22 protein-coding genes are annotated in these 19,857 nt (G+C 56.5%); 10 read left to right on the forward strand and 12 right to left on the reverse strand.

Annotation, left to right across the window (positions count from 1 at the left end; all coding sequences use genetic code 11):
* The first annotated feature begins 1 nt into the window (after position 1).
* Entirely contained in the window at positions 2-367 is a 366-nt protein-coding gene (locus tag ACOTY5_RS10135) for a HigA family addiction module antitoxin (RefSeq protein WP_015571639.1), read from the forward strand.
* Positions 368-393: 26 nt separating this feature from the next.
* Here ACOTY5_RS10135 and ACOTY5_RS10140 read toward each other — a convergent pair whose 3' ends face one another.
* Together ACOTY5_RS10140 and ACOTY5_RS10145 are read right to left on the reverse strand one after the other, a co-directional pair.
* Positions 394-1,575: a PLP-dependent aminotransferase family protein gene (locus ACOTY5_RS10140; protein ID WP_017382758.1), complete on the reverse strand. Its 1,182-nt coding sequence runs from the start codon at positions 1,573-1,575 to the stop codon at positions 394-396.
* Between the two features lie 20 nt (positions 1,576-1,595).
* The gene (locus ACOTY5_RS10145; protein ID WP_015571641.1) at positions 1,596-2,483 is read right to left on the reverse strand and encodes a LysR family transcriptional regulator; all 888 of its coding nucleotides are present in this window, start codon (positions 2,481-2,483) and stop codon (positions 1,596-1,598) included.
* A 97-nt stretch (positions 2,484-2,580) separates the two neighbouring features.
* On the opposite strand from ACOTY5_RS10145, the gene ACOTY5_RS10150 reads away from it, so the two are divergent.
* Positions 2,581-3,183, forward strand: a complete 603-nt coding sequence (locus ACOTY5_RS10150) for a short chain dehydrogenase (protein ID WP_033487546.1) — start codon at positions 2,581-2,583, stop codon at positions 3,181-3,183.
* Here the strand turns inward: ACOTY5_RS10150 and ACOTY5_RS10155 are convergent.
* The 7 genes from ACOTY5_RS10155 to ACOTY5_RS10185 form a co-directional block, all read right to left on the reverse strand.
* Positions 3,180-3,911 carry a class I SAM-dependent methyltransferase gene (locus tag ACOTY5_RS10155; RefSeq protein WP_045141885.1) on the reverse strand — a complete coding sequence of 244 codons (732 nt, stop codon included), beginning with the start codon at positions 3,909-3,911 and terminating at the stop codon, positions 3,180-3,182. The genes ACOTY5_RS10150 and ACOTY5_RS10155 overlap by 4 nt on opposite strands.
* 125 nt (positions 3,912-4,036) lie before the next feature.
* A complete protein-coding gene (locus tag ACOTY5_RS10160) occupies positions 4,037-5,416 on the reverse strand; it encodes an amidohydrolase family protein (protein ID WP_045141884.1) in 1,380 nt (459 codons plus the stop codon).
* A 1-nt stretch (position 5,417) separates the two neighbouring features.
* A complete protein-coding gene (locus ACOTY5_RS10165; protein WP_017382762.1) occupies positions 5,418-6,374 on the reverse strand; it encodes a carbamate kinase family protein in 957 nt (318 codons plus the stop codon).
* Complete coding sequence (locus tag ACOTY5_RS10170; protein WP_015571646.1) at positions 6,371-7,951, reverse strand: hypothetical protein; 1,581 nt, start codon at positions 7,949-7,951, stop codon at positions 6,371-6,373. Before ACOTY5_RS10170 ends, ACOTY5_RS10165 begins: the two co-directional genes overlap by 4 nt.
* 11 nt (positions 7,952-7,962) lie before the next feature.
* Entirely contained in the window at positions 7,963-9,378 is a 1,416-nt protein-coding gene (locus tag ACOTY5_RS10175) for a DUF1116 domain-containing protein (protein ID WP_048219581.1), read from the reverse strand.
* Positions 9,378-10,919 (reverse strand): acyl-CoA synthetase FdrA, encoded by a 1,542-nt coding sequence (fdrA, locus tag ACOTY5_RS10180; RefSeq protein ID WP_045141882.1) that lies wholly within the window; start codon positions 10,917-10,919, stop codon positions 9,378-9,380. The genes ACOTY5_RS10175 and fdrA overlap by 1 nt, the downstream gene beginning before the upstream one ends.
* 108 nt (positions 10,920-11,027) lie before the next feature.
* A complete protein-coding gene (locus ACOTY5_RS10185; protein WP_015571649.1) occupies positions 11,028-11,633 on the reverse strand; it encodes an ankyrin repeat domain-containing protein in 606 nt (201 codons plus the stop codon).
* Positions 11,634-11,953: 320 nt separating this feature from the next.
* On the opposite strand from ACOTY5_RS10185, the gene ACOTY5_RS10190 reads away from it, so the two are divergent.
* Positions 11,954-12,883, forward strand: a complete 930-nt coding sequence (locus ACOTY5_RS10190) for a LysR substrate-binding domain-containing protein (protein ID WP_015571650.1) — start codon at positions 11,954-11,956, stop codon at positions 12,881-12,883.
* Here the strand turns inward: ACOTY5_RS10190 and ACOTY5_RS10195 are convergent.
* Complete coding sequence (locus tag ACOTY5_RS10195) at positions 12,880-13,038, reverse strand: YqaE/Pmp3 family membrane protein (protein WP_003862203.1); 159 nt, start codon at positions 13,036-13,038, stop codon at positions 12,880-12,882. The two genes, ACOTY5_RS10190 and ACOTY5_RS10195, sit on opposite strands and share 4 nt — an antisense overlap.
* A gap of 342 nt (positions 13,039-13,380) precedes the next feature.
* Here ACOTY5_RS10195 and ACOTY5_RS10200 point away from each other — a divergent pair, with 342 nt between their 5' ends.
* Positions 13,381-13,560, forward strand: a complete 180-nt coding sequence (locus tag ACOTY5_RS10200; RefSeq protein WP_015571651.1) for a hypothetical protein — start codon at positions 13,381-13,383, stop codon at positions 13,558-13,560.
* Positions 13,561-13,597: 37 nt separating this feature from the next.
* On the opposite strand, the gene stpA is transcribed toward ACOTY5_RS10200, so the two are convergent.
* Positions 13,598-14,002, reverse strand: coding sequence for a DNA-binding protein StpA (gene stpA / locus ACOTY5_RS10205; RefSeq protein ID WP_022651717.1), 405 nt, complete (start codon positions 14,000-14,002; stop codon positions 13,598-13,600).
* Positions 14,003-14,498: 496 nt separating this feature from the next.
* Here stpA and alaE point away from each other — a divergent pair, with 496 nt between their 5' ends.
* Entirely contained in the window at positions 14,499-14,948 is a 450-nt protein-coding gene (alaE, locus tag ACOTY5_RS10210; RefSeq protein WP_421631907.1) for an L-alanine exporter AlaE, read from the forward strand.
* A gap of 32 nt (positions 14,949-14,980) precedes the next feature.
* Here the strand turns inward: alaE and ACOTY5_RS10215 are convergent, their stop codons facing one another.
* Positions 14,981-15,325 carry a DUF2002 family protein gene (locus tag ACOTY5_RS10215; protein WP_045141880.1) on the reverse strand — a complete coding sequence of 115 codons (345 nt, stop codon included), beginning with the start codon at positions 15,323-15,325 and terminating at the stop codon, positions 14,981-14,983.
* A 158-nt stretch (positions 15,326-15,483) separates the two neighbouring features.
* Here ACOTY5_RS10215 and ACOTY5_RS10220 point away from each other — a divergent pair, with 158 nt between their 5' ends.
* From ACOTY5_RS10220 to nrdF, 5 genes are all read left to right on the forward strand, one after another.
* On the forward strand, positions 15,484-15,810 hold the full coding sequence (locus tag ACOTY5_RS10220) for a DUF883 domain-containing protein (protein ID WP_017382769.1): 327 nt from the start codon (positions 15,484-15,486) through the stop codon (positions 15,808-15,810).
* A gap of 243 nt (positions 15,811-16,053) precedes the next feature.
* Positions 16,054-16,293 carry a glutaredoxin-like protein NrdH gene (gene nrdH / locus ACOTY5_RS10225; RefSeq protein ID WP_017382770.1) on the forward strand — a complete coding sequence of 80 codons (240 nt, stop codon included), beginning with the start codon at positions 16,054-16,056 and terminating at the stop codon, positions 16,291-16,293.
* The gene (gene nrdI, locus ACOTY5_RS10230) at positions 16,290-16,700 is read left to right on the forward strand and encodes a class Ib ribonucleoside-diphosphate reductase assembly flavoprotein NrdI (protein ID WP_015571656.1); all 411 of its coding nucleotides are present in this window, start codon (positions 16,290-16,292) and stop codon (positions 16,698-16,700) included. Before nrdH ends, nrdI begins: the two co-directional genes overlap by 4 nt.
* Complete coding sequence (gene nrdE / locus ACOTY5_RS10235; protein WP_421631908.1) at positions 16,673-18,817, forward strand: class 1b ribonucleoside-diphosphate reductase subunit alpha; 2,145 nt, start codon at positions 16,673-16,675, stop codon at positions 18,815-18,817. Before nrdI ends, nrdE begins: the two co-directional genes overlap by 28 nt.
* 9 nt (positions 18,818-18,826) lie before the next feature.
* Entirely contained in the window at positions 18,827-19,786 is a 960-nt protein-coding gene (gene nrdF, locus ACOTY5_RS10240; RefSeq protein WP_017382773.1) for a class 1b ribonucleoside-diphosphate reductase subunit beta, read from the forward strand.
* The last annotated feature ends 71 nt before the right edge of the window (positions 19,787-19,857 follow it).

Genomic DNA, 19,857 nt, shown 5'->3' on the forward strand with positions numbered 1-19,857 from the left:
TATGACACTTCAACAGGCACTCCGCAAACCCACCACGCCGGGCGAGGTGTTGCAGTATGAGTATCTTGAACCGCTCAATCTGAAAATCAACGATCTGGCAGAGATGCTAAATGTACACCGCAATACCGTAAGCGCGTTGGTCAATAACAATCGCAAACTTACTGCCGATATGGCGATCAAACTGGCAAAAGCCTTTAATACCACTATTGAATTTTGGCTGAACTTACAGCTAAACGTTGATATCTGGGAAGCGCAATCTAACTCCCGCACGCAGGAGGAGTTAAGCCGGATAAAAACCGTTGCGGAAGTCATGGCGAAGCGAAAATCCGGCAAGCCAGACGTTACCCTGCACGGGAACAGCGCATAACGGCATCTGCCATTATGCGCATCCTGTTACAGGGAAATTTTGAGGCGTCGAACCGCTTCTTTAAGCTGCTCATCCGTTGGGGTAACGAAAGACATGCGCAGCGTGGTATGGTCCGGCTCGTTGCAGTAGAAGAACTCACCCGGCACAAACACGACGCCGTTGCTCAACGTTTTTTCCAGCCATTTCGTCGTATTGATGCCGTTGTTCATTTTCGCCCACAGGAACATGCCGCCCTTTGGCTTGTGGAACGACATCACGTCGCCCAGCTCGGCTTCCAGTTCCGTTGCGAACGTCTGGTATTTCTGGCGATAGGCTTCGCGGATCATTTTAATCTGATTCGCCAGACGACCGGTTTTCAGATACTCGTACGTCATTAACTGCGACAGCGTGCTGGTGTGCAGATCGGTGGTTTGCTTGAGGTTCACCACCGCGCGCTTCAGCCACTCCGGCACCAGCACCCAGCCCACGCGGGTGCCCGGCGCAAGAATTTTAGAGAAGGTGGAGGTGTACACCACGTTATCCTCATTGCCGATATCTTTGGCATGAGCAATCAGCGGGCGGAACGCTTCGTCGGTGTAGTTGATCTCGCTGTACGGGTCGTCTTCGATAATCACGAAGTCATAGCGCTTCGATAATTCCACCAGCTGTTTACGACGCGCTTCGGAGAGCGTCACGCCGCCCGGGTTACCAAAGGTTGGCACGATATAAACCGCTTTGATGGTTTTGGTGGCTACCAGCGCTTCAAGTTCATCCACTTTCATGCCGTCGCCGTCGGTGCCGACGGATTCAAAATTCGCCTGCGCCAGGCCAAAGACCTGCAACGCGGCGAGGTAGGTAGGCCGCTCCACGACGACCGTATCGCCCGGGTTAATTAACGCCCGCGCCAGCACGTCAAGCGATTGTTGCGAGCCGGAAGTAATGACCACGTCATCGGCTTTACAGGCGATGCCGCGACCTTCACAGATGCGTTGGATCTCTTCGCGCAGCCCCGGGACGCCTTCCGTCAGGCCATATTGGAACGCTTCGCCAAAATGCTGAGACAGCACGGCATCAGCGGCGATTTTTAAACCTTCATGATCGAACAGGTCCGGATTTGGAATACCGCCACCCAGCGAAATCACGCCTGCCATTTTGCTATGTTTTAATAATTCACGGATGGCAGAGGATTGCAGGCCCTGCGCGCTGCTGGCGAGTTTGTTTGCAGACATTCTTTACTTACCTTCTTTTTTTATATTGTGCCCAATCTTAGCAGAATATGGGCAATAAATTCCGTTAGCTTAGGCAGCGGCCGCAAATCCTGACGCCACAGTAAATGCACCGGCCTCGGCGCGGGCGTAAACGCTTCCAGAACCCGAACCAGCCTGCCGCTCGCCAGCTCTTCCGCCACCAGCACTTCCGGTTGCAGCAGGAGTCCCGCCCCGGCTCGCGCCGCCATGCGTAAGCCGTAGCCGTCATTGCATCGTAAGACGGCATCACGCTTCCAGCGCACTTCGCCTTCCACTCCCGGCAGCCGCCACTCGTTACGCGCCGTCCAGACCGTGTGCGACAGGCACAGGTGATCCACCAGATCGGCTGGCGTTTGCGGCGTACCGTGACGCGCCAGATAATCCGGCGCGGCGCAGATCACCATGTTGTAGGGACACAGGTATTTCGCCACCAGATCCTCATTACGGATCTCACCGATACGAATGGCCAGATCGACCCCTTCCTCTACCAGATCCACCATTCGGTTGGTGAGATCCAGTTCGATGCGCACTTCCGGGTAACGCTGCAAAAACGTGGCCGTCAGAGGCGCGATAACGCAGCCGCCAAACGAGGTAGGCGCCGTCACGCGCAGGGTGCCGGCGGGCGTGGCTCGCAGGCGCTCAACCGCGTTTTCAGCAATCGAGACCTGCTCCAGCACGCGCCTGGCCTCTTCGAAATAAACGCGTCCGGCATCCGTCAGGCTCTGGCGACGGGTGTTGCGCTCCAGCAGCCGCGTACCGAGCTGCGATTCCAGCTGCGCAATATACTTCCCGACCATTACCGCCGACATCTCCAGCCGGGCTGCCGCGCCGGTAAAGCTGCCGCTTTCCACCACCGCGATGAACGTCTCCATGCCGCGAAGCTTATCCATATTACGAACCTCTGGTTAGCAATCTTCTAACATCAGCCCAGTTTATCTGAATTTTTATTTATTAAAGAATGAAGGCTCACAACATAAGGAGTCTGCTATGAAAATCGTCATTATTGGTGCCAGCGGTACGGTCGGTCATGCTGTGACAGAAGAGCTAAGCCGTCGCCACGAGGTGATCCGCGTGGGTCGCACGCAGGGCGATCATCAGGTGGATATCACCTCGCAGGCGAGCGTGCAGGCGCTGTTCAAAAAGATCGGTCCGGTGGATGCGATTGTCTCCGCCAGCGGAGGGTTGCACTTCGGCCCGCTCTCAACCATGACCGACGGCGAGTTCAACCAGGGTTTGCAGGATAAGCTGCTGGGGCAGGTTCGTCTGGCGCTGACCGGCCAGCACTTCCTGAACGAAGGTGGCTCGATTACGCTGATAAGCGGGATTGTGGCGCACGAGCCGATTGCCCAGGGCGTGAATGCCACCACGGTTAACGCCGCGCTGGAAGGGTTTGTGCGCGCCGCGGCCTGTGAACTGCCGCGCGGTATTCGCATTAATCTGATCAGCCCGACGGTGCTGACCGAATCCGCCGAAGCGTACGACGGCTTCTTCCCGGGCTTTGAAAGCGTTCCCGCCGCGACCGTTGCGCAGGCTTACCGCCGCAGCGTCGAAGGGGTGCAGAGCGGGCGGGTGTATAAAGTCGGTTATTAAGCCTTACGGGCGGCGATCAGCACCAGCATCGGGCGCTCTGCCTCTTCTGCCAGCGCGGGCCAGGCGTCAATTTGCGCCTGCGTTGGTCCCCACTCATTGACTTCGCTTATTGTTAATCCGGCCTTGATCAGCGCGTTAAGCGTGGTGCCCAGCGTACGGTGGTATTTAATCACCCCGTCTGCCAGCCAGTTGCTGACGCGCTGGCTTTCGTCCTGATAATGGTTCACGCCCCAGAACCGCTCGCCGCTGTTGTCCGTCAGCCAGCCCTGACGGGAGGCGCAGGTGTAAATCGGGTGCTCCATTGAGAAGACCAGGCAACCGCCGGGTTTAAGCGCGCGCTGAACGTGGGCAAATAATGTGTTCAGTTCCGGCAGATAGTGCAGCGCCAGCGAGCTGTAGACCAGATCGAGGCTGTTCTCGTTGAGCTTGAGAGACTCCAGATCGCTACGCTGATAGTGAATCTGTGGATCGGCGGTGAGCTCCACTGCGCGAGCGAGCATCTTTTCGGAGATATCCACGCCCGTGACGTCAGACGCGCCCAGCTCACGCGCCGCGCGGCAGAACCAACCATAGCCGCAGCCGAGATCGATAACCGATTTGCCGGTTAAATCCGGCAGCATCGCCTTGAGCGCAGGCCACTCCGGCGCGCCGTCCAGCCCCTGCACCGAGCGCGGAAGCTGAGCGTAGCCTTCGAAAAACGCCGGATTGTCGTAGATGTTTTGTGCCATGGCAGATCCCTCTTTAAGAATGTGCATAGCAGTATACTGCATTGTCGGGTGGCGGCTTCGCCTTACCCGACCTACAAAATCTCCGAACCGTAGGCCGGGTAAGCGCAGCGCCACCCGGCACCACATTAACCCACAGAGCCCCAGACCAGATTCCCCTTATGGAACGTCGCGGTACGCGGAGAGATGCGTGCCACGGCCTCGGCGGAACAGGAGGCATCCACCAGCACAAAGCTGGCGTCATCCTGCGCTTTCGGCCACGCGCGCTCGCCTTTGTCGTTCAGCGGCAGTACGTCGCCGGTGGCGATGCCCAGCGCACGCGAAAGCGTCTGCTCATTCGGGCGAATATAGAGCTGTGCATAGAGGTTGGCTTTCTCCAGCATGTCCCCCAGACCGTACGGCGACCAGTGGTCGATCACGCTGTCGGTACCGGTCATGACAAACACGCCTTTATCACGCAGCTGCTTCAGCGGCATGTGCAGAGTGCCAATCGGCACGGTGGAGGCGATGGTCACCTGTTGTGCCGCCATGCGGGTGGCGATCTCATCCACCTCTTGCTCGTTAAGCGTCGCCAGGGCGAAGGCGTGGCTGATGGTCAGCTTCCCCTTCAGCGCCGGCGTTTTCTCCACGGTTTGTACCATGTAGTTCACCGCCGCCACGCCCGCCGGGCTGGTTTCATGCAGATGGATATCCACCCCTTTGTCATAATCCAGCGCAATCTGGAACATGGTGTCGAGGGATTTCTCCATCGCGCCGTCGACGTTGGTCGGGTCCAGCCCGCCCACGTAATGCGCCCCCGCCTGCATCGCCTCGCGCATCAGCTTTTCAGAATGAGACAGCAGCAGGCCGTGCTGCGGGAAGGCAACGATTTCGCAGTCAAAGCCTGCGCCCCGGCGCGCCAGTACCGCCTGCAAATTTTCCAGGTTTTTCAGGCCGGAAACCGGCTCTATGTTGCAGTGGCTGCGGGCGATGGTTGACCCTTTGGACTGGAGCAGGTCGATCAGCTTTTCGGCGCGTTCTTGCGTGTAGGGCTGTAACTCCGGCAGCAGCTTCTGCTCCAGGCGGATCATGTCCTGAATGGTGGTGCCCGCCGGACGGTTCAGGGAGCGCCACGGGCCGCCGTAGAAGGTTTTATCCAGATGGATGTGCATGTCGCGCATCGCCGGGAGCATCAGCTTTTTGCCCGCGTCGAAGTGCGGCAGGGTCGCGTCCGCGTGGCTGTTGTTGTCGCGCAGGGCGACGATTTTCCCGTCTTTGATTTCCAGCGTTTTCAGCTCGGTGCGGGTACTTGTCGCCACGCTGCCGTCGAAGTTAAACCCGGCTTCCAGCAGCACGTTGTCGAGATAGTAATGTTTTGCGGTGATGTTCATCGGTTTACCCGTCTCGCAGGTTGCCTTTGCTGAATCGGCAGCATACGCGACGGAACCCGTGGCGCCAAACAGCGCGCAGGCGGTAACCATTTTGCCGCTCTGGCTGATAAACTCGCGGCGGCTTTTATTCTCACTCATCTTATCTTCCTTCATTAATAATGTGGGTACCCGTTTCACCGCGCAGCGCCGCGGGCAGGCAGTCCGGCGAGGTAATGATTACCCTCCTGCCGCCATGGCGTAAAAATTCCAGCGAGGCGACGATTTTCGGCAACATGCTGCCAGCCGGAAAATGCCCTTCTTCCATGTAGCGCGTCATCTGCGCCACGTTCACCGTGCTCAGCGCCTGCTGGTTTGGCTTGCCGAAGTGGATGCACACTTTCTCCACGCCGGTGGTGATCACCAGCACGTCGGCGCGGATCTCGCGCGCCAGCAGCGCGGTGGAGAGATCTTTATCTATCACCGCGTCCACGCTCTGGTAATCGCCCTGTTCACTGCGCACCACAGGAATGCCTCCGCCGCCCGCGCCGATCACCACAAATCCTTTCTGCGTCAGCGCCTTGATGGCATCCGACTCAACGATGCGCCGCGGCTGCGGTGAAGCCACCACGCGGCGATACCCCCGGCCTGAATCCTCAACAAAATGCCAGTCCGGGTGCGCAAGTTGCAGTTCGTCGCGCTGCGCCTCGCTGAAGAACGCGCCGATGGGTTTTGTCGGGTGCGTAAAGCCAGGATCGTTTTTATCCACCTCCACCTGGGTGACGACCGTGACCGCTTTTTGTTCCCCGCGCGCCGCCAGGCGGTTGTTGAGCGCCTGCTGGATCAGGTAGCCGATCCCGCCCTGGGTATCCGCCACGCAGTTTGCCAGCGGGGTCAGCGGCAGCCCTTCCCGCTCGTGGGCGATTTCGGCGCGGCGCAGATCCAGCCCCACCTGGGGGCCATTGCCGTGGGTGAGCACGATGTCATAGTCCGAGGCCAGCATTTCGAGCACCGACTCTGCCACCGCTTTGACCGCCTGCGCCTGATGCTCAATCGACTGGCTGGCGTTGTCTTTGATAATGCTGTTGCCGCCGATGGCGACGACCATAAGCTCTTTCATTTTGTTTCCTTTAGAAGGTGCGTTCTGGTGCCCTCATCCCGGCCCTCTCCCACAGGGAGAGGGGGATTAACAGAGGTATCCAGCACATGCTTCACCACAAACATCCCGCCCATCATCAGGTAGGCCGTGACGAACATCAGGGAACTGCCCTCGGCAAAGCCCACCACCGGCGCGTGGATCACCCCAAACAGCGCCAGCAGCGCTCCACCGGCCGCCGCGACGGCCCCACGCAGCGGTTTGTTGAGGATGGCGAAAATGGCGATACAGCCCCAGAGCATGCTGGCGAGCGGCGCGCCGTTGCCGAGATGCATCAGGCCTTCGTAGTAGATCCCCTTGCTGTGCAGCACGTCGGTGCCGATTTTCGCCGCGCTGGTCCCCGCCGCGCTCATCACGCTGTTCATCATGGTCAGCGCCCAGTTGGCGATCCACGGGAACAGGCAGATGAAGATGACGGGTACCTCCACTTTCGGGGTTTCCCTCACCACCTGGTTGGCGGTGACGACGCCGATAAACACCAGAATCGGCACGATGGCGGTCATCGGTATGATGGCGAGCATAAAGGCCCCCAGCCCGAACAGCGGCACGATGAACATGGTCACGCCGGACGCCAGGGTGTAGCCGATGCTGGCGCCCATCGCTTTCCAGCCAGGATGGCCGACGTAGACCGTGACCGGGAACGGATTGCCCATCAGGCAGCCGAGCATCGAGGCCAGACCGTTCGCCAGCATTACCTTGCGGGTCGGGTATTCATCCCCCGCCGCGTGGGCGCTTTCGATGTTCTCCAGGTCAAAGATGTAGTTCGCCAGCCCCAGCGGTACGGCGGACGCCAGATACGGCAGCGCGTGCGGCAGTCCTTGCATGAAGCTGTCCACGTGCACTTCTGGCGGGTTAAAGCCGAATGATGACATGGACGCTTTAATGGCATCCGGGCTTTGCAGGCCGGAGATCCACGCAAGCAGAGTACCGGCAATTAACAGCAGCAGGCCGGTCGGGATTTTGGCGAAAATCGGCTTTTTACCGAACCAGTTAATGAAGATCAGCAGCAGGACGATAAACGACACGGTCGGCGCTTCGAACGCCTGCAACATCGGGTTCATCGCCAGCAGCAGCAGGCCAAGACCGGACAGGCACGACAGCAGCACGGTACGCGGGATCATCTTGCGGATGGTTTCCCCCAGGAAGGAACCGCCCGCGAGGATCATCGCTTCCACAAAGCACCACACCAGGCCAATCTGAATCGCGAAATCCGCATCGCCGGTTTGCTGGTAAACCGGCATTAAGACCAGGAAGGTCACGGTAAAAATCGACGGCGCGCTTGGGCCGGACGGCAGCGCGGTGACGTCCGTTCGTCCGGTGGCGCGCGCCATTTGCAGGCCAAACCACGTATAGCAAAGACTCGCCACCAGCACCGCCAGCCCAAAGGCTGGCGCGATGCGTCCATAAACAATCTCCTTCGGGATGCCGACGACAAAAATGAGCAGCCCCATCATGGTCAGCAAATTGGTCAGGTTGTTGGTCATCAACCCGAAATAAGCTGCCCAGTCACCTCTTTTCCACTCCAGTTTCATGTTTTTCATGGATGCATACCTTATAGAACGTAGCGATCGCGGAAGGTTAACAGCGCCTTTTCAAAACAGCTAAACGGCGGGTGAACGATGCCCGCCCCAATCATGCCGATCCCGGCGTCCTTGTGGGCAATGGCGGTATTAATGACCGGCAGAATGCCGCTGCCCGCGACCTTCATGATGTCGATGGCGGTCGGGATGCCCATAAACGAGAGCAGCGGAATGGTGACGTTCGGGTTTTCGCCGAGGGTGATTTCGCGCATCTGGCGAGAAAAATCGATGGCTTCCTCCACCGTGCCACCCACCAGCGCAACGATGGCCGGGGCCGTCGCCATTGCAAAGCCGCCGATGCCGTAGGTTTCGGTAATCGCGCTGTCGCCGATATCCAGCCCGGAGTCTTCCGGCTTATAGCCCGCGAACATCGGGCCGATCACCTGCTGCGCCGGGCCGGTGAACCACTGCCCCGGCAGGCCGGAAACGCGCAGGCCGAACTCGTAGCCGTTGCGCGCCATGGTGGTGACGACGGTGCTGTACTCAATGCCGTGGGCGGCATCCAGCGCGGCCTTACACATCGCCATCCACGTCGGACCGGAGAAGTAGTCGCTGCTGGCGACAAACTCGAACACTTCACGCTGCTGCGCCACCGGATAGCCCGCCTGGATCAGCCCGGGTGTCAGCGCCTGAATAAGCAGCGTGGTGCCCGCGTTGTTGCGGTTGTGGCACTCGTCGCCCATGTGCAGCGCCTGGGCCAGCATCAGGCGCAGGTCGATTTCGCCGATAATCTTCATCGCGTCGCGCAGCATCGGGCCGAGCACGTCGCGCATCCAGTTCAGGCGCTCGATCACGCTCTGGTCGTTAGCCCCCATGCGCAGGATCTTCGCCATCTGCTCGCTGAGGTTGGTGAAGGCGCGGTTGCCGTAGGTTTTGTTCTCAACGATGTGCATAAACATCGACGCGGAGGTGACGCCCGCCATCGAGCCCACGCAGTCATGCTCGTGGCAAGGCGAGAACGTAATATCTCCGGAGGCGGCGATCCTTGCCGCATCGTCCAGATCCGTCGCCAGCCCTTCAAACACCAGCGCGCCGGTAACCGCGCCCTTCATCGCCCCGCACATGTTTTCCCAGGTAACAGGCGGACCGGCGTGCAGAATGGTCGTGCGGGTCATGCCCGGCACCACGTTGATGGCCTGGTCATAGCCCACCAGCACCGGATGGGACTGAATAATCCGCTCAAGGGCAATTTTGTTCGCGGCGGCGATCTTCTCCGCCAGCGGTTTTTCCGCCAGCTGGTCGAGCGCGTCCACCACCTGCATATTGCCCTGCCCCGGCGGCGTCCAGTCGAGCTGGGTTACGGGAACGTGCTGTTTTTTGAGGTCGTCGCTGAACATCGCAATCCCGACGTTAATCACGTTCAGCGGCTGGTTGAATAAGGTCGTCATTATGCTCTCTCCCCTTTGCAGACAAATTCGCGTGCCAGTAATCCGGTATTGGTGCTGCTGCTGGCCCAGATGACGCCTGCGTCAGTCAGCAGCTGGCACTGCTGCGCCAGCGACTGCGGATCCTGATCGGTGCCGAGCACGTAGCCGAGAATTTCCAGCGGACGGTTGTCGGCTTTCGCGATCGCCTGTGCCTCTTTGATCGCCTCGATCATCACCCCAACCGGATCGTCATGCGCGCCAAAGCCAAGCACGAAATCCATCACGATCACCCCCACCTGCGGATCGCGCGCCTCCTGTAGCAGGCGGCTGATGCGGTTGGTCGGGTCGATCATCGGGTGTGGCTTGCCGTTGGTGAAGTCGTCGTCACCGAAATCAAGGAAGGTGTGGGCCTGGCTGACGCTGATATCTTTCAGACGCCTGGCCGGATCCGGCTGGATGTTGCTGTAAACATCGTCAAATTTCTCCAGCGCGGCAAACATCGCTTCGTCGCACAGGGTGCCGCCGCAGAACAGGCCGCGAATGTACTTCTGCTGCGGCGTCAGGCGGGCGCGTACCTCTTCGATCAGCGGCCAGTTGAGCGGATGTAAATCCAGGTCGTCTTTTTTAATGCCGGTAAGCAGCACCGCTTTCAGGGCCGCCTCCTTAGTGCCACGAGCAAACTGTAAACCGTCTTCATCGGCTGGCGGTTCGTTGCTGCCCAGGAAGCACACAACCACAGGCTTGCGGCAGACGCGTGCCCGGGCCAGTACTTTCTCAGCCACCGCGGGTGCAGGCGGTTTGGAGATGAGCGCTATCACCCGGGTCGCGTCGTCCGCCTCCAGCATGTCGATGGCATCGAGCATCATCAGGCCGCCGATCTTCTCGCTGAGATCGCGTCCGCCGGTGCCAATCAGCTGCGACACGCCGCCGCCGAACTCGTGAATGCGCACGCTCAGCTCCTGGCTGCCGGTGCCGGAGGCACCAACGATGCCAATCTGCCCGCGACGCACCGCATTGGCGAAGCACAGCCCCGCGCCGTTGATGATGGCGGTGCCGCAGTCTGGCCCCATCATCAGCAGACCCTTTTCATGCGCCAGCTGCTTCAGCGCCAGCTCGTCGTCGAGCGATACGTTATCGGAGAACAGCATCACGTTAAGATCGTTTTCCAGCGCCTGGCGCGCTTCCCGTGCGGCGAAGGTGCCGTTGATGGAAATCACCGCAAGGTTGCTGTCCGGACGATGGGTTTTGGCGCTGGCAATCGTCGCGTAGCGTGCTTCATGGGAGCCAGTGCGCTCTTTACGCGTGAATAACGCTTCAATGGCGGCGAGGGTTTCCTCATTCGCCGCGTCGCCTTTAATAACGATCATCAGGTCGCCGTTTTTCGCGTCCGTTAATTCCGGCGTTAATAGCCCGAGGTTTTTTAATACCCCTTTGTTCATTTCCGTCGCCATCGCCACAAACGCCTGCTCGACGCCCGGCAATTTATTGGCTTTGGTGGAAACCGACATTAAGGAAACCGAATCGAAATACGTATTCTTTTTTATGACGATTTTGGTTGGCATTATTTTCACCTGTTTAAGGTAAAAGGGGGCCGCCGTCGTGCTAAATGCACGTCGGTAACAATGCGTTTATTGATTAACGGCCAGCCAGGGGAAGGCTGACCGAATGCACTATGCGCCTGCCGCCAGCAGCAGGTCTGCGATCGCGTTGAAGCCTTTTTCCCGCGCCAGTTCGAGCGGGGTTTTGCCGTATTTATCGGTCATGTGCGGGTTCGCGCCGTGATCGAGCAGCAGCTTCACAATTTCCTGCTGCTTTGCGCCGCCGTCGTTTAATACGATGGCCTCCAGCAGCGGCGTCCAGCCGACAAAATTGGTGTGGTTGACGTTGATGTCGGTTTTTTCCAGCAGCTCACGCACGATTTCAACGTGCCCTTTTTCACTGGCAGGGGTAATGCCCACGCCGCCAAAGCGCGTCAGACGATCGAGATCCGGATTTGCCGGAAGGACAATGCGCAGCAGGGTTAAATCATTGGTCAGGCAGCCGATCAGGAAGGGGTTAAAACAGGTCTGGTCCTGTTTATCAATATCCGCCCCGGCGGCAATTAAAAACTCCACACAGGCGTAATGCTTTTTCAGGCTGGCAATAATAATGGCGGTTCTTTTCTGGCGGTTGGTCGCGTTAATATCCACGCCTTTCTCCAGGCAGGCTTTTAGCGCGTCGATATTGCCCTCTTCTGCCGCCAGCAGAAATTCTGTAACCAGTGCAGTTGCAGACATATTCAGACTCCCTATGTTTCACTTCTGATGACCTGAGAATAGCAACAGCCTGGTCATAAAAGAATCCGCTTAAAAATGATTCATCGACACGCAATTCATTGTTGAGTTAAATTCAACAGTCCGGGAGAAATGTGCGTCTGTGCAACCTTTTTCTTATGTTTTACCGCTTTTACGCGCTTCAGGCTGCATTATCCTTATGGCTGAAAAAGCCTTACACAGCGCGGTTCTACGTAAAAATCCAGAACTGTGATCGACATCAACTATGATGTAACGCCGCTGTTAAAATATGTTCAAAACTGATGGTCACCAGGAGCCATAATATGAATTCCATCTTTACCGAAGAGAATTTGCTGGCCTTCACCACCGCGGCACGTTTTGGCAGTTTTAGCAAAGCGGCTGCCGAGCTGGGCGTGACCACCTCCGCCATCAGTTACACCATCAAACGCATGGAGACCGGACTGGACGTGGTGCTGTTTGTACGCAACACGCGCAGCATTGAGCTGACCGAATCCGGTTTTTATTTTTATCGTAAAGCGACCGACCTGCTGAATGACTTTCATGCCATCAAGCGCGGGATTGATACCATTTCTCAGGGCATTGAGACGCGGGTGCGCATCTGCATAAATCAGCTTTTGTATACGCCACGCCATACCGCGCGTTTGCTCCAGGTGCTGAAAAAACAGTTTCCCACCTGCCAGATCACAGTGACGACCGAGGTGTATAACGGCGTCTGGGATTCCATCATTAATAATCAGGCCAATATCGCCATTGGCGCGCCGGATACGCTGCTGGACGGCGGCGGCATTGATTACACCGAGATAGGGGCGATCCGCTGGGTATTTGCCATCGCGCCCACGCATCCGCTGGCGTTCGCCCCGGAGCCCATTTCCGAAAGTCAGCTGCGTCTGTATCCCAATATCATGGTCGAGGACACCGCGCATACCATCAACAAGAAGGTGGGCTGGCTGCTTCACGGTCAGGAGGCGATTCTGGTGCCGGACTTCAACACGAAATGCCAGTGTCAGATCCTGGGGGAAGGTATTGGCTTTTTACCGGAATATATGACGCGTGAGGCGGTGGAGGACGGGCTGCTGGTAACGCGGCGGATCAATAATCCTCGTCAGGATTCGCGCATGCTGCTCGCCACGCAGCATGCGGCGACCGGTCAGGTCACGCGCTGGATCAAACAGCAGTTTGGCCCCGAAGGCGTGCTGACCCGGATCTACAGTGACTTACTGTGGCGTACCTAGCTCTTCGTCTGAACCCAAAACGCGTGGATAAGACCGGGGAAGTAGCCCAGGATGGTCAGAAGGATATTCAGAATAAACGCCCAGCCCAGCCCCTTGCCAAGCAGCACGCCCAGCGGCGGGAGAATAATCGTAAAAACAACGCGCCAAAAACCCATAAAAAACTCCGTGCAAGCTAACCAATTGAAAATTATAAAAGACACTTCTCTAAGCGTAGCCAGTTTACGGTTAACTGCCATGCGTCTCTCGCGCTTTTACCTGCCTTTACCCTCTTTACACTGGCTTAAACCCCCGCCTTAAATGCTCTACTGTTCTGAAATTGACCGTAAGGAAACGCAATGTCTCTTCCTCTTATTTCGCCGCAGCAGGCAAACGCGCTGATTGCTGAAAGTGATGCCGTGGAACCGACGTACCTGATAAGGAGTATCTGAAAGATTAGGCTGTACCCCGCCCCCGGACGTGGGCTATGGTGAAGATCATGACAATGATGAGGAGGTGCTATGTTTTCTGTCGGTGATTATGTCCAACCGCGTCAGGGCGGTCCGAAACTGAAAGTGCTCGAAGTGAATGGTGAAAACATTGTGGCTGTGCAGGCCAGCAATGAGCAGGGCGAGAAATATCACCTGAAAGCGGCGGACGTGGTTCTGTACTCCGAAGACGGTGACTTTGGCGTCTGCTAAGTCAATAATCGGGCGGAATACACCGCCCGAATAATCATCAGATCAGGAAATCGTCCAGCGATTTACCGTTTGCCAGTGCGGTTGCAATTGGCTTTGGCGTACGCCCCTGGCCGGTCCAGGTTTTTTCTTCACCGTTCGCGTCAATAAAACGATATTTCGCCGCACGCGCTTTACGTTTTTTCGTCGGCTGACCCGCCTGCGCCAGATCACTGCCTAACAGATCGCTCGGAGAAATACCGTCAGCTTTCATCAGTTCCAGCAGAGCATTAATTTTATCCTGCTGTTCAGCGCGTTGACGCTCTAATTCAGCCTGCTCGCTGCGTTTTTCTTCAGTGACAATCCGGAATTTTTCCAGCACTTCTTCCAGAACATCCATGGATAATTCACGTGCCAGCGCCCGGAGGGTACGAATATTATTAAGATTCTGTAACGTTAAAGCCATAATAATGAAAAACCTTTCTTCGTGTGTATAACATAAATCAGGCAACAGAATAATTGATTTTTGTTCTGATATCTACCCACCCTGACGTTTTGACATTATTGTAAATGTTTTAGAATATCCCGTTAATATAACCCCGAAATATATGTCTGTTTTAATGCGTAATATACCGCCCTTCCCCAGGCCAAAAACCCCTGTTTAAAACAGTTCAAAAAACCGCCTCCACTCTCCCACACAACAGAGGTTTTACACGCGCACTGATAAACTAATCCATTGATTTATTTTAATAAAATATGGACAAGGAGAGAAAATAACGAAGCGCGCAAAAAACGCACAACTTTAGAGAATTTTATGGGTAAAGCGCCAGTAAATAAAAATTAATCACTACTTGTTAGTTAAAAGCCAGAGAGATACGCTATACACTCATAACAAACCAACCTAAAGCACTAAAGGCCGCAGGTAAAACGCCACTTTTTTGTCCTGTTCGAGGAGTTCAGACATGTTCTCACCGCAGTCTCGCCTGCGCCATGCGGTAGCGGATACGTGCGCGATGGTCGTTTACTGTTCCGTCGTGAATATGCTGATTGAAATTTTCCTGTCGGGAATGTCCTTTGAGCAATCCCTCTCGTCGCGCCTGGTGGCCATTCCGGTGAATATCATGATTGCCTGGCCGTACGGCCTGTATCGCGATGCAGTGATGCGTTTAGCCCGGCGTATTAGCCCGGTGGGTTGGGTAAAAAACCTGGCGGACGTGCTGGCTTACGTAACGTTCCAGTCCCCGGTGTATGTGGTTATTTTGCTGACGGTGGGCGCAGACTGGCATCAAATCGCCGCTGCGGTAAGTTCAAATATCGTGGTATCCATGCTGATGGGTGCGGTGTACGGTTACTTTCTTGACTACTGCCGCCGCCTGTTTAAAGTCAGCCCTTATAGCCAGGCAAAAGCGTAAGGTAAGGCGACTGGCTCAGGCCAGTCGCAGAGTTATTGTACGTCGCCAAACAGCCCTTTCAGGAACCGCTCCAGCGCCATACGCGACCTGAAACCGTGCGGAATACCATAATGTTCATGCGTCTCGCCGCCTAAATAGAGCGGAAATTGCTGATAATGATCGCAGGTTTTAATATCCGAGGCGGGCTCAGCAAATGACAGGCTTCTGTCTTTGAGTGTCGGGTGAATAATGAGAGCAGTACGCCCCATTCTTGCTTCACGGTTGACGTAAACATAATTCTCACCACGGCGATATCCGTACGCTTTTGATGTTACCTCATCCATGGTGAACCCTTCTTTTTCAAGAACGCGCGCCACCTCATCGGGTCGTAAATACATATCTTTTCCTCATTATCATTCCTGCCCGGCAACCTTACAGTATTCAGCATTAGCAGGGCTTTCAGAATATTCCATAAACTGCCCGATAAGCCGTGACTCGCTTCAGATATTACATTTCTGGACTAAACTAAACGGGAACACAAATTATGGAGGATCGTATGTTTAACAGACCGAACCGAAACGATATTAATGACGACACACAGGATATTCGTAACGATGTCAGCCAATTAGCGGACACGCTGGAAGCCGTATTGAAATCCTGGGGCTCTGACGCGAAGGACGAAGCAGATGCCGCGAAACGTAAGGCTCAGTCTCTGCTGCGTGAAACGCGGGCAAGGATGAATGGCCGCTCACGTACCACTCAGGCGGCCTGCGACATGGCCAGCTGCGCCACCACCTTCGTACGTGAAAAACCACTTTGTACGCTGGGAACGGTCGCGGCGGTCGGGATTTTTGTCGGCGCCCTGCTTAGCCTGCGTAAGTAAGCGCGCGTTCTCAGCCCCGGTCGCCTCAGGCGCCGGGGCTTTTCTTTGCCTGACAGCCTGAAAAACCCGCACAGCCCGCCCTGCCCCGCCAGGCTCATCGTTGGGGCCTTATTAATCTGTATTTCCCATATCTTGTGTGGTTGAAACTTATCGCAACTACATCTAGTATTCCCTTTAGAAAGACACACACAACATGACGCGTTTACTCGCGCCGTTCTCTCATTCTAAATGGAAATACGAATCATGAGCATTATTATTTACACTCGTAACGATTGTGTTCAGTGCCACGCCACGAAACGGGCGATGGAAAGCCGCGGCGTGGCATTTGAGATGGTCAATATTGATCAGGTGCCCGACGCGGCAGACACCCTGCGGGCGCAGGGTTTCCGTCAGCTTCCGGTTGTCGTTGCCGGCGACACCAGCTGGTCTGGCTTCCGTCCGGACATGATCAACCGCCTTGCCGCTCAGGGCGTCAGTGCATGAGCACGCTGGTCTACTTTTCCAGCAGCTCGGAAAACACGCTTCGGTTTATGGAGCGTCTCGGGCTGCCCGCGATACGCATTCCGCTGAACGAGCGGGAGCGTATTCAGGTAGACGAACCCTACATTCTGGTGGTGCCCAGCTATGGCGGTGGCGGCACCGCAGGGGCTGTGCCTCGTCAGGTGATCCGCTTTCTGAACGATCCCCATAACCGGCAGCTGATTCGCGGCGTGATCGCCGCAGGCAATCGCAACTTCGGCGAGGCCTTTGCCCGCGCCGGGGATGTCATCTCTCAAAAATGCGGCGTGCCGTATCTCTATCGTTTTGAACTGATGGGGACACAGCAGGACGTAGAGAACGTGCGTAAAGGAGTGAACGAATTTTGGCAACGACAACCGCAGAACGCGTGATTCAGGCGACGCCGGATTACCACGCATTAAACGCCATGCTAAACCTCTATGACCGCGAGGGGCGCATTCAGTTTGGCAAAGATCATGAGGCGGTGGACGCCTTTTTTGCCGCTCATGTACGCCCGAACAGCGTCGTCTTTGGCAGCCAGCAGGAACGTCTCGACTGGCTGGTAAAAGAGGGTTATTACGAAGAGCGTGTCCTGACACGCTACGACCGCGCCTTCGTGGTGGCATTGTTTGAACGGGCGCACGCCAGCGGTTTTCGCTTCCAGACGTTTCTCGGCGCGTGGAAGTATTACACCAGCTACACCCTGAAAACCTTTGACGGCAAACGCTATTTAGAAAGCTTTGAAGATCGGGTGGTGATGGTGGCGCTGACGCTGGCGCAGGGCGATGAAGCGCTAGCCGAAAGACTCACGGAGGAGATCCTCTCCGGTCGCTTCCAGCCCGCCACGCCAACGTTCCTTAACTGTGGGAAAGCCCAGCGCGGCGAACTGGTCTCCTGCTTCCTGCTGCGTATTGAAGACAATATGGAGTCGATTGGCCGTGCGGTGAATTCGGCGCTACAGCTTTCGAAACGCGGCGGCGGCGTGGCGTTTCTGCTCTCGAACCTGCGGGAAGCGGGCGCGCCGATTAAGCGCATCGAAAACCAGTCTTCCGGCGTCATCCCGGTGATGAAGATGCTGGAAGATGCCTTCTCATACGCCAACCAGCTTGGCGCACGTCAGGGCGCGGGCGCGGTTTATCTGCACGCGCACCACCCGGACATTCTGCGTTTTCTGGATACCAAACGTGAAAACGCCGACGAAAAGATCCGCATCAAAACCCTGTCGCTTGGCGTGGTGATCCCGGATATCACGTTTAAGCTGGCTAAAGAGAATGCCGACATGGCGCTCTTCTCACCGTATGACGTTGAGCGGATTTACGGCAAAGCCTTTGGCGACGTGGCGATAAGCGAGCTGTACGACGAGCTGGTGGCCGACGATCGCATTCGCAAAAAAACCATCAACGCCCGCGATTTCTTCCAGACGCTGGCTGAAATTCAGTTTGAGTCCGGCTATCCGTACATCATGTACGAGGACACGGTGAACCGCGCGAACCCGATTGCCGGGCGCATCAACATGAGCAATCTGTGCTCGGAGATTTTGCAGGTCAACAGCGCGTCCAGCTACGACGAGAACCTCGACTACGCGGACGTGGGCAAGGATATCTCCTGTAACCTCGGGTCGCTAAATATTGCCCATACCATGGATTCACCCGATTTTGGCCGCACGGTAGAGACCGCCATTCGCGGGCTGACGGCGGTATCGGACATGAGCCACATCCGCAGCGTACCGTCCATTGAGGCGGGCAACGCCGCGTCGCATGCCATCGGCCTTGGGCAGATGAACCTGCACGGCTATCTGGCGCGGGAGGGCATCGCCTACGGTAGCCCGGAAGGGCTGGATTTCACCAACCTTTATTTCTACACCATCACCTGGCATGCGCTGCATACCTCGATGATGCTGGCGCGCGAACGCCACCAGCGGTTCGCAGGCTTTGAGCAGTCCCGCTACGCCAGCGGAGAGTATTTCAGCCAGTATCTGGAAGGCGACTGGCAGCCGAAAACCGAAAAAGTACGCGCGCTGTTTGCCCGCGCTGGCATCACCCTGCCGACGCGTGAGATGTGGCAACAGCTGCGTGAAGAGGTGATGCGCTACGGCATTTATAACCAGAACCTTCAGGCGGTGCCGCCAACCGGCTCCATTTCCTATATCAATCACGCCACGTCGAGCATCCATCCCATCGTGTCGAAGATTGAAATCCGTAAGGAAGGCAAAACCGGGCGTGTCTACTACCCTGCCCCGTTTATGACCAACGAGAATCTGGCGCTGTACCAGGACGCCTATGAGATTGGCCCGGAAAAGATCATTGATACCTACGCCGAGGCGACTAAACATGTGGATCAGGGGCTGTCGCTGACGCTCTTCTTCCAGGACACCGCCACCACGCGGGATATCAACAAAGCGCAGATCTACGCGTGGAAGAAAGGCATCAAAACGCTGTACTACATTCGCCTGCGCCAGCTCGCGCTGGAAGGCACCGAAATTGAAGGCTGCGTGTCCTGCGCGCTGTAAGGAGAAAGGATGAAACTGTCACGCGTAAGTGCCGTTAACTGGAACAAAATTCAGGATGATAAAGACCTGGAGGTCTGGAACCGCCTGACCAGCAACTTCTGGCTGCCGGAAAAGGTCCCGCTCTCCAACGATATTCCGGCCTGGCAAACCCTGAGCCATGCCGAGCAGCAGCTGACAATCCGCGTCTTTACCGGCCTGACGCTGCTGGACACCATTCAGAATACCGTGGGTGCGCCCGCGCTGATGAGCGACGCGCTGACCCCGCACGAAGAGGCGGTAATGTCGAACATCAGCTTTATGGAGGCGGTCCATGCCCGCTCCTACAGCTCGATTTTCTCCACCCTGTGCCAGACCAGAGACGTGGACGCGGCCTACGCCTGGAGTGAAGAGAGCGCGTCATTGCAGCGCAAGGCAGATCTGGTGCTGGAATATTACCGGGCCGACGAGCCGCTGAAGAAGAAGATCGCCAGCGTGTTCCTGGAATCTTTCCTCTTCTATTCCGGCTTCTGGCTGCCTATGTACTGGTCGAGCCGGGGCAAGCTCACCAACACCGCCGATTTGATTCGCCTCATCATCCGCGATGAAGCGGTACACGGGTATTACATCGGCTATAAGTATCAGAAAGGGCTGGAGAAAGTCAGCGCGGAAAAACGCGAGGAACTCAAAGGTTTTGCCCTCGATTTACTGATGGATCTGTATGACAACGAGCTGAGCTATACCGAAGAGCTGTACGCCGGAACGGGCTGGGAAGAGGACGTAAAAGCCTTCCTCTGCTATAACGCCAACAAGGCGCTGATGAACCTGGGCTACGAAGCGTTATTCCCACCAGAAATGGCGGAGGTGAACCCGGCGATCCTCGCGGCGCTGTCGCCCAACGCCGATGAAAACCACGACTTCTTTTCCGGGTCCGGCTCGTCGTACGTGATGGGTAAAGCGGTGGAGACGCAAGACGAGGACTGGGATTTTTAATGAATGAATTAACGTTCATTAATTAACTCTGCATTTCATTATTTCCAGCCGAATATTCCACGACGTACTAC

Source organism: Enterobacter cloacae complex sp. SHL018, from assembly GCF_049237905.1.
In the GTDB taxonomy this organism is placed as follows: domain Bacteria; phylum Pseudomonadota; class Gammaproteobacteria; order Enterobacterales; family Enterobacteriaceae; genus Enterobacter; species Enterobacter hormaechei_C.

What these genes read in the sequence shown, in the direction of transcription:
- ACOTY5_RS10145 (WP_015571641.1), bottom strand. Translation starts at nt 2,483, where the DNA reads ATGGATAAGCTTCGCGGCATGGAGACGTTCATCGCGGTGGTGGAAAGC.
- stpA (WP_022651717.1), bottom strand. Translation starts at nt 14,002, where the DNA reads ATGGCTTTAACGTTACAGAATCTTAATAATATTCGTACCCTCCGGGCG.
- nrdH (WP_017382770.1), top strand. Translation starts at nt 16,054, where the DNA reads ATGAGCATTATTATTTACACTCGTAACGATTGTGTTCAGTGCCACGCC.
- fdrA (WP_045141882.1), bottom strand. Translation starts at nt 10,919, where the DNA reads ATGCCAACCAAAATCGTCATAAAAAAGAATACGTATTTCGATTCGGTT.
- alaE (WP_421631907.1), top strand. Translation starts at nt 14,499, where the DNA reads ATGTTCTCACCGCAGTCTCGCCTGCGCCATGCGGTAGCGGATACGTGC.
- ACOTY5_RS10220 (WP_017382769.1), top strand. Translation starts at nt 15,484, where the DNA reads ATGTTTAACAGACCGAACCGAAACGATATTAATGACGACACACAGGAT.
- nrdI (WP_015571656.1), top strand. Translation starts at nt 16,290, where the DNA reads ATGAGCACGCTGGTCTACTTTTCCAGCAGCTCGGAAAACACGCTTCGG.
- nrdF (WP_017382773.1), top strand. Translation starts at nt 18,827, where the DNA reads ATGAAACTGTCACGCGTAAGTGCCGTTAACTGGAACAAAATTCAGGAT.
- ACOTY5_RS10135 (WP_015571639.1), top strand. Translation starts at nt 2, where the DNA reads ATGACACTTCAACAGGCACTCCGCAAACCCACCACGCCGGGCGAGGTG.
- ACOTY5_RS10190 (WP_015571650.1), top strand. Translation starts at nt 11,954, where the DNA reads ATGAATTCCATCTTTACCGAAGAGAATTTGCTGGCCTTCACCACCGCG.
- ACOTY5_RS10170 (WP_015571646.1), bottom strand. Translation starts at nt 7,951, where the DNA reads ATGAAAAACATGAAACTGGAGTGGAAAAGAGGTGACTGGGCAGCTTAT.
- ACOTY5_RS10200 (WP_015571651.1), top strand. Translation starts at nt 13,381, where the DNA reads ATGTTTTCTGTCGGTGATTATGTCCAACCGCGTCAGGGCGGTCCGAAA.
- ACOTY5_RS10140 (WP_017382758.1), bottom strand. Translation starts at nt 1,575, where the DNA reads ATGTCTGCAAACAAACTCGCCAGCAGCGCGCAGGGCCTGCAATCCTCT.
- ACOTY5_RS10215 (WP_045141880.1), bottom strand. Translation starts at nt 15,325, where the DNA reads ATGTATTTACGACCCGATGAGGTGGCGCGCGTTCTTGAAAAAGAAGGG.
- ACOTY5_RS10185 (WP_015571649.1), bottom strand. Translation starts at nt 11,633, where the DNA reads ATGTCTGCAACTGCACTGGTTACAGAATTTCTGCTGGCGGCAGAAGAG.
- ACOTY5_RS10165 (WP_017382762.1), bottom strand. Translation starts at nt 6,374, where the DNA reads ATGAAAGAGCTTATGGTCGTCGCCATCGGCGGCAACAGCATTATCAAA.
- ACOTY5_RS10150 (WP_033487546.1), top strand. Translation starts at nt 2,581, where the DNA reads ATGAAAATCGTCATTATTGGTGCCAGCGGTACGGTCGGTCATGCTGTG.
- ACOTY5_RS10155 (WP_045141885.1), bottom strand. Translation starts at nt 3,911, where the DNA reads ATGGCACAAAACATCTACGACAATCCGGCGTTTTTCGAAGGCTACGCT.
- ACOTY5_RS10195 (WP_003862203.1), bottom strand. Translation starts at nt 13,038, where the DNA reads ATGGGTTTTTGGCGCGTTGTTTTTACGATTATTCTCCCGCCGCTGGGC.
- ACOTY5_RS10175 (WP_048219581.1), bottom strand. Translation starts at nt 9,378, where the DNA reads ATGACGACCTTATTCAACCAGCCGCTGAACGTGATTAACGTCGGGATT.
- ACOTY5_RS10160 (WP_045141884.1), bottom strand. Translation starts at nt 5,416, where the DNA reads ATGAGTGAGAATAAAAGCCGCCGCGAGTTTATCAGCCAGAGCGGCAAA.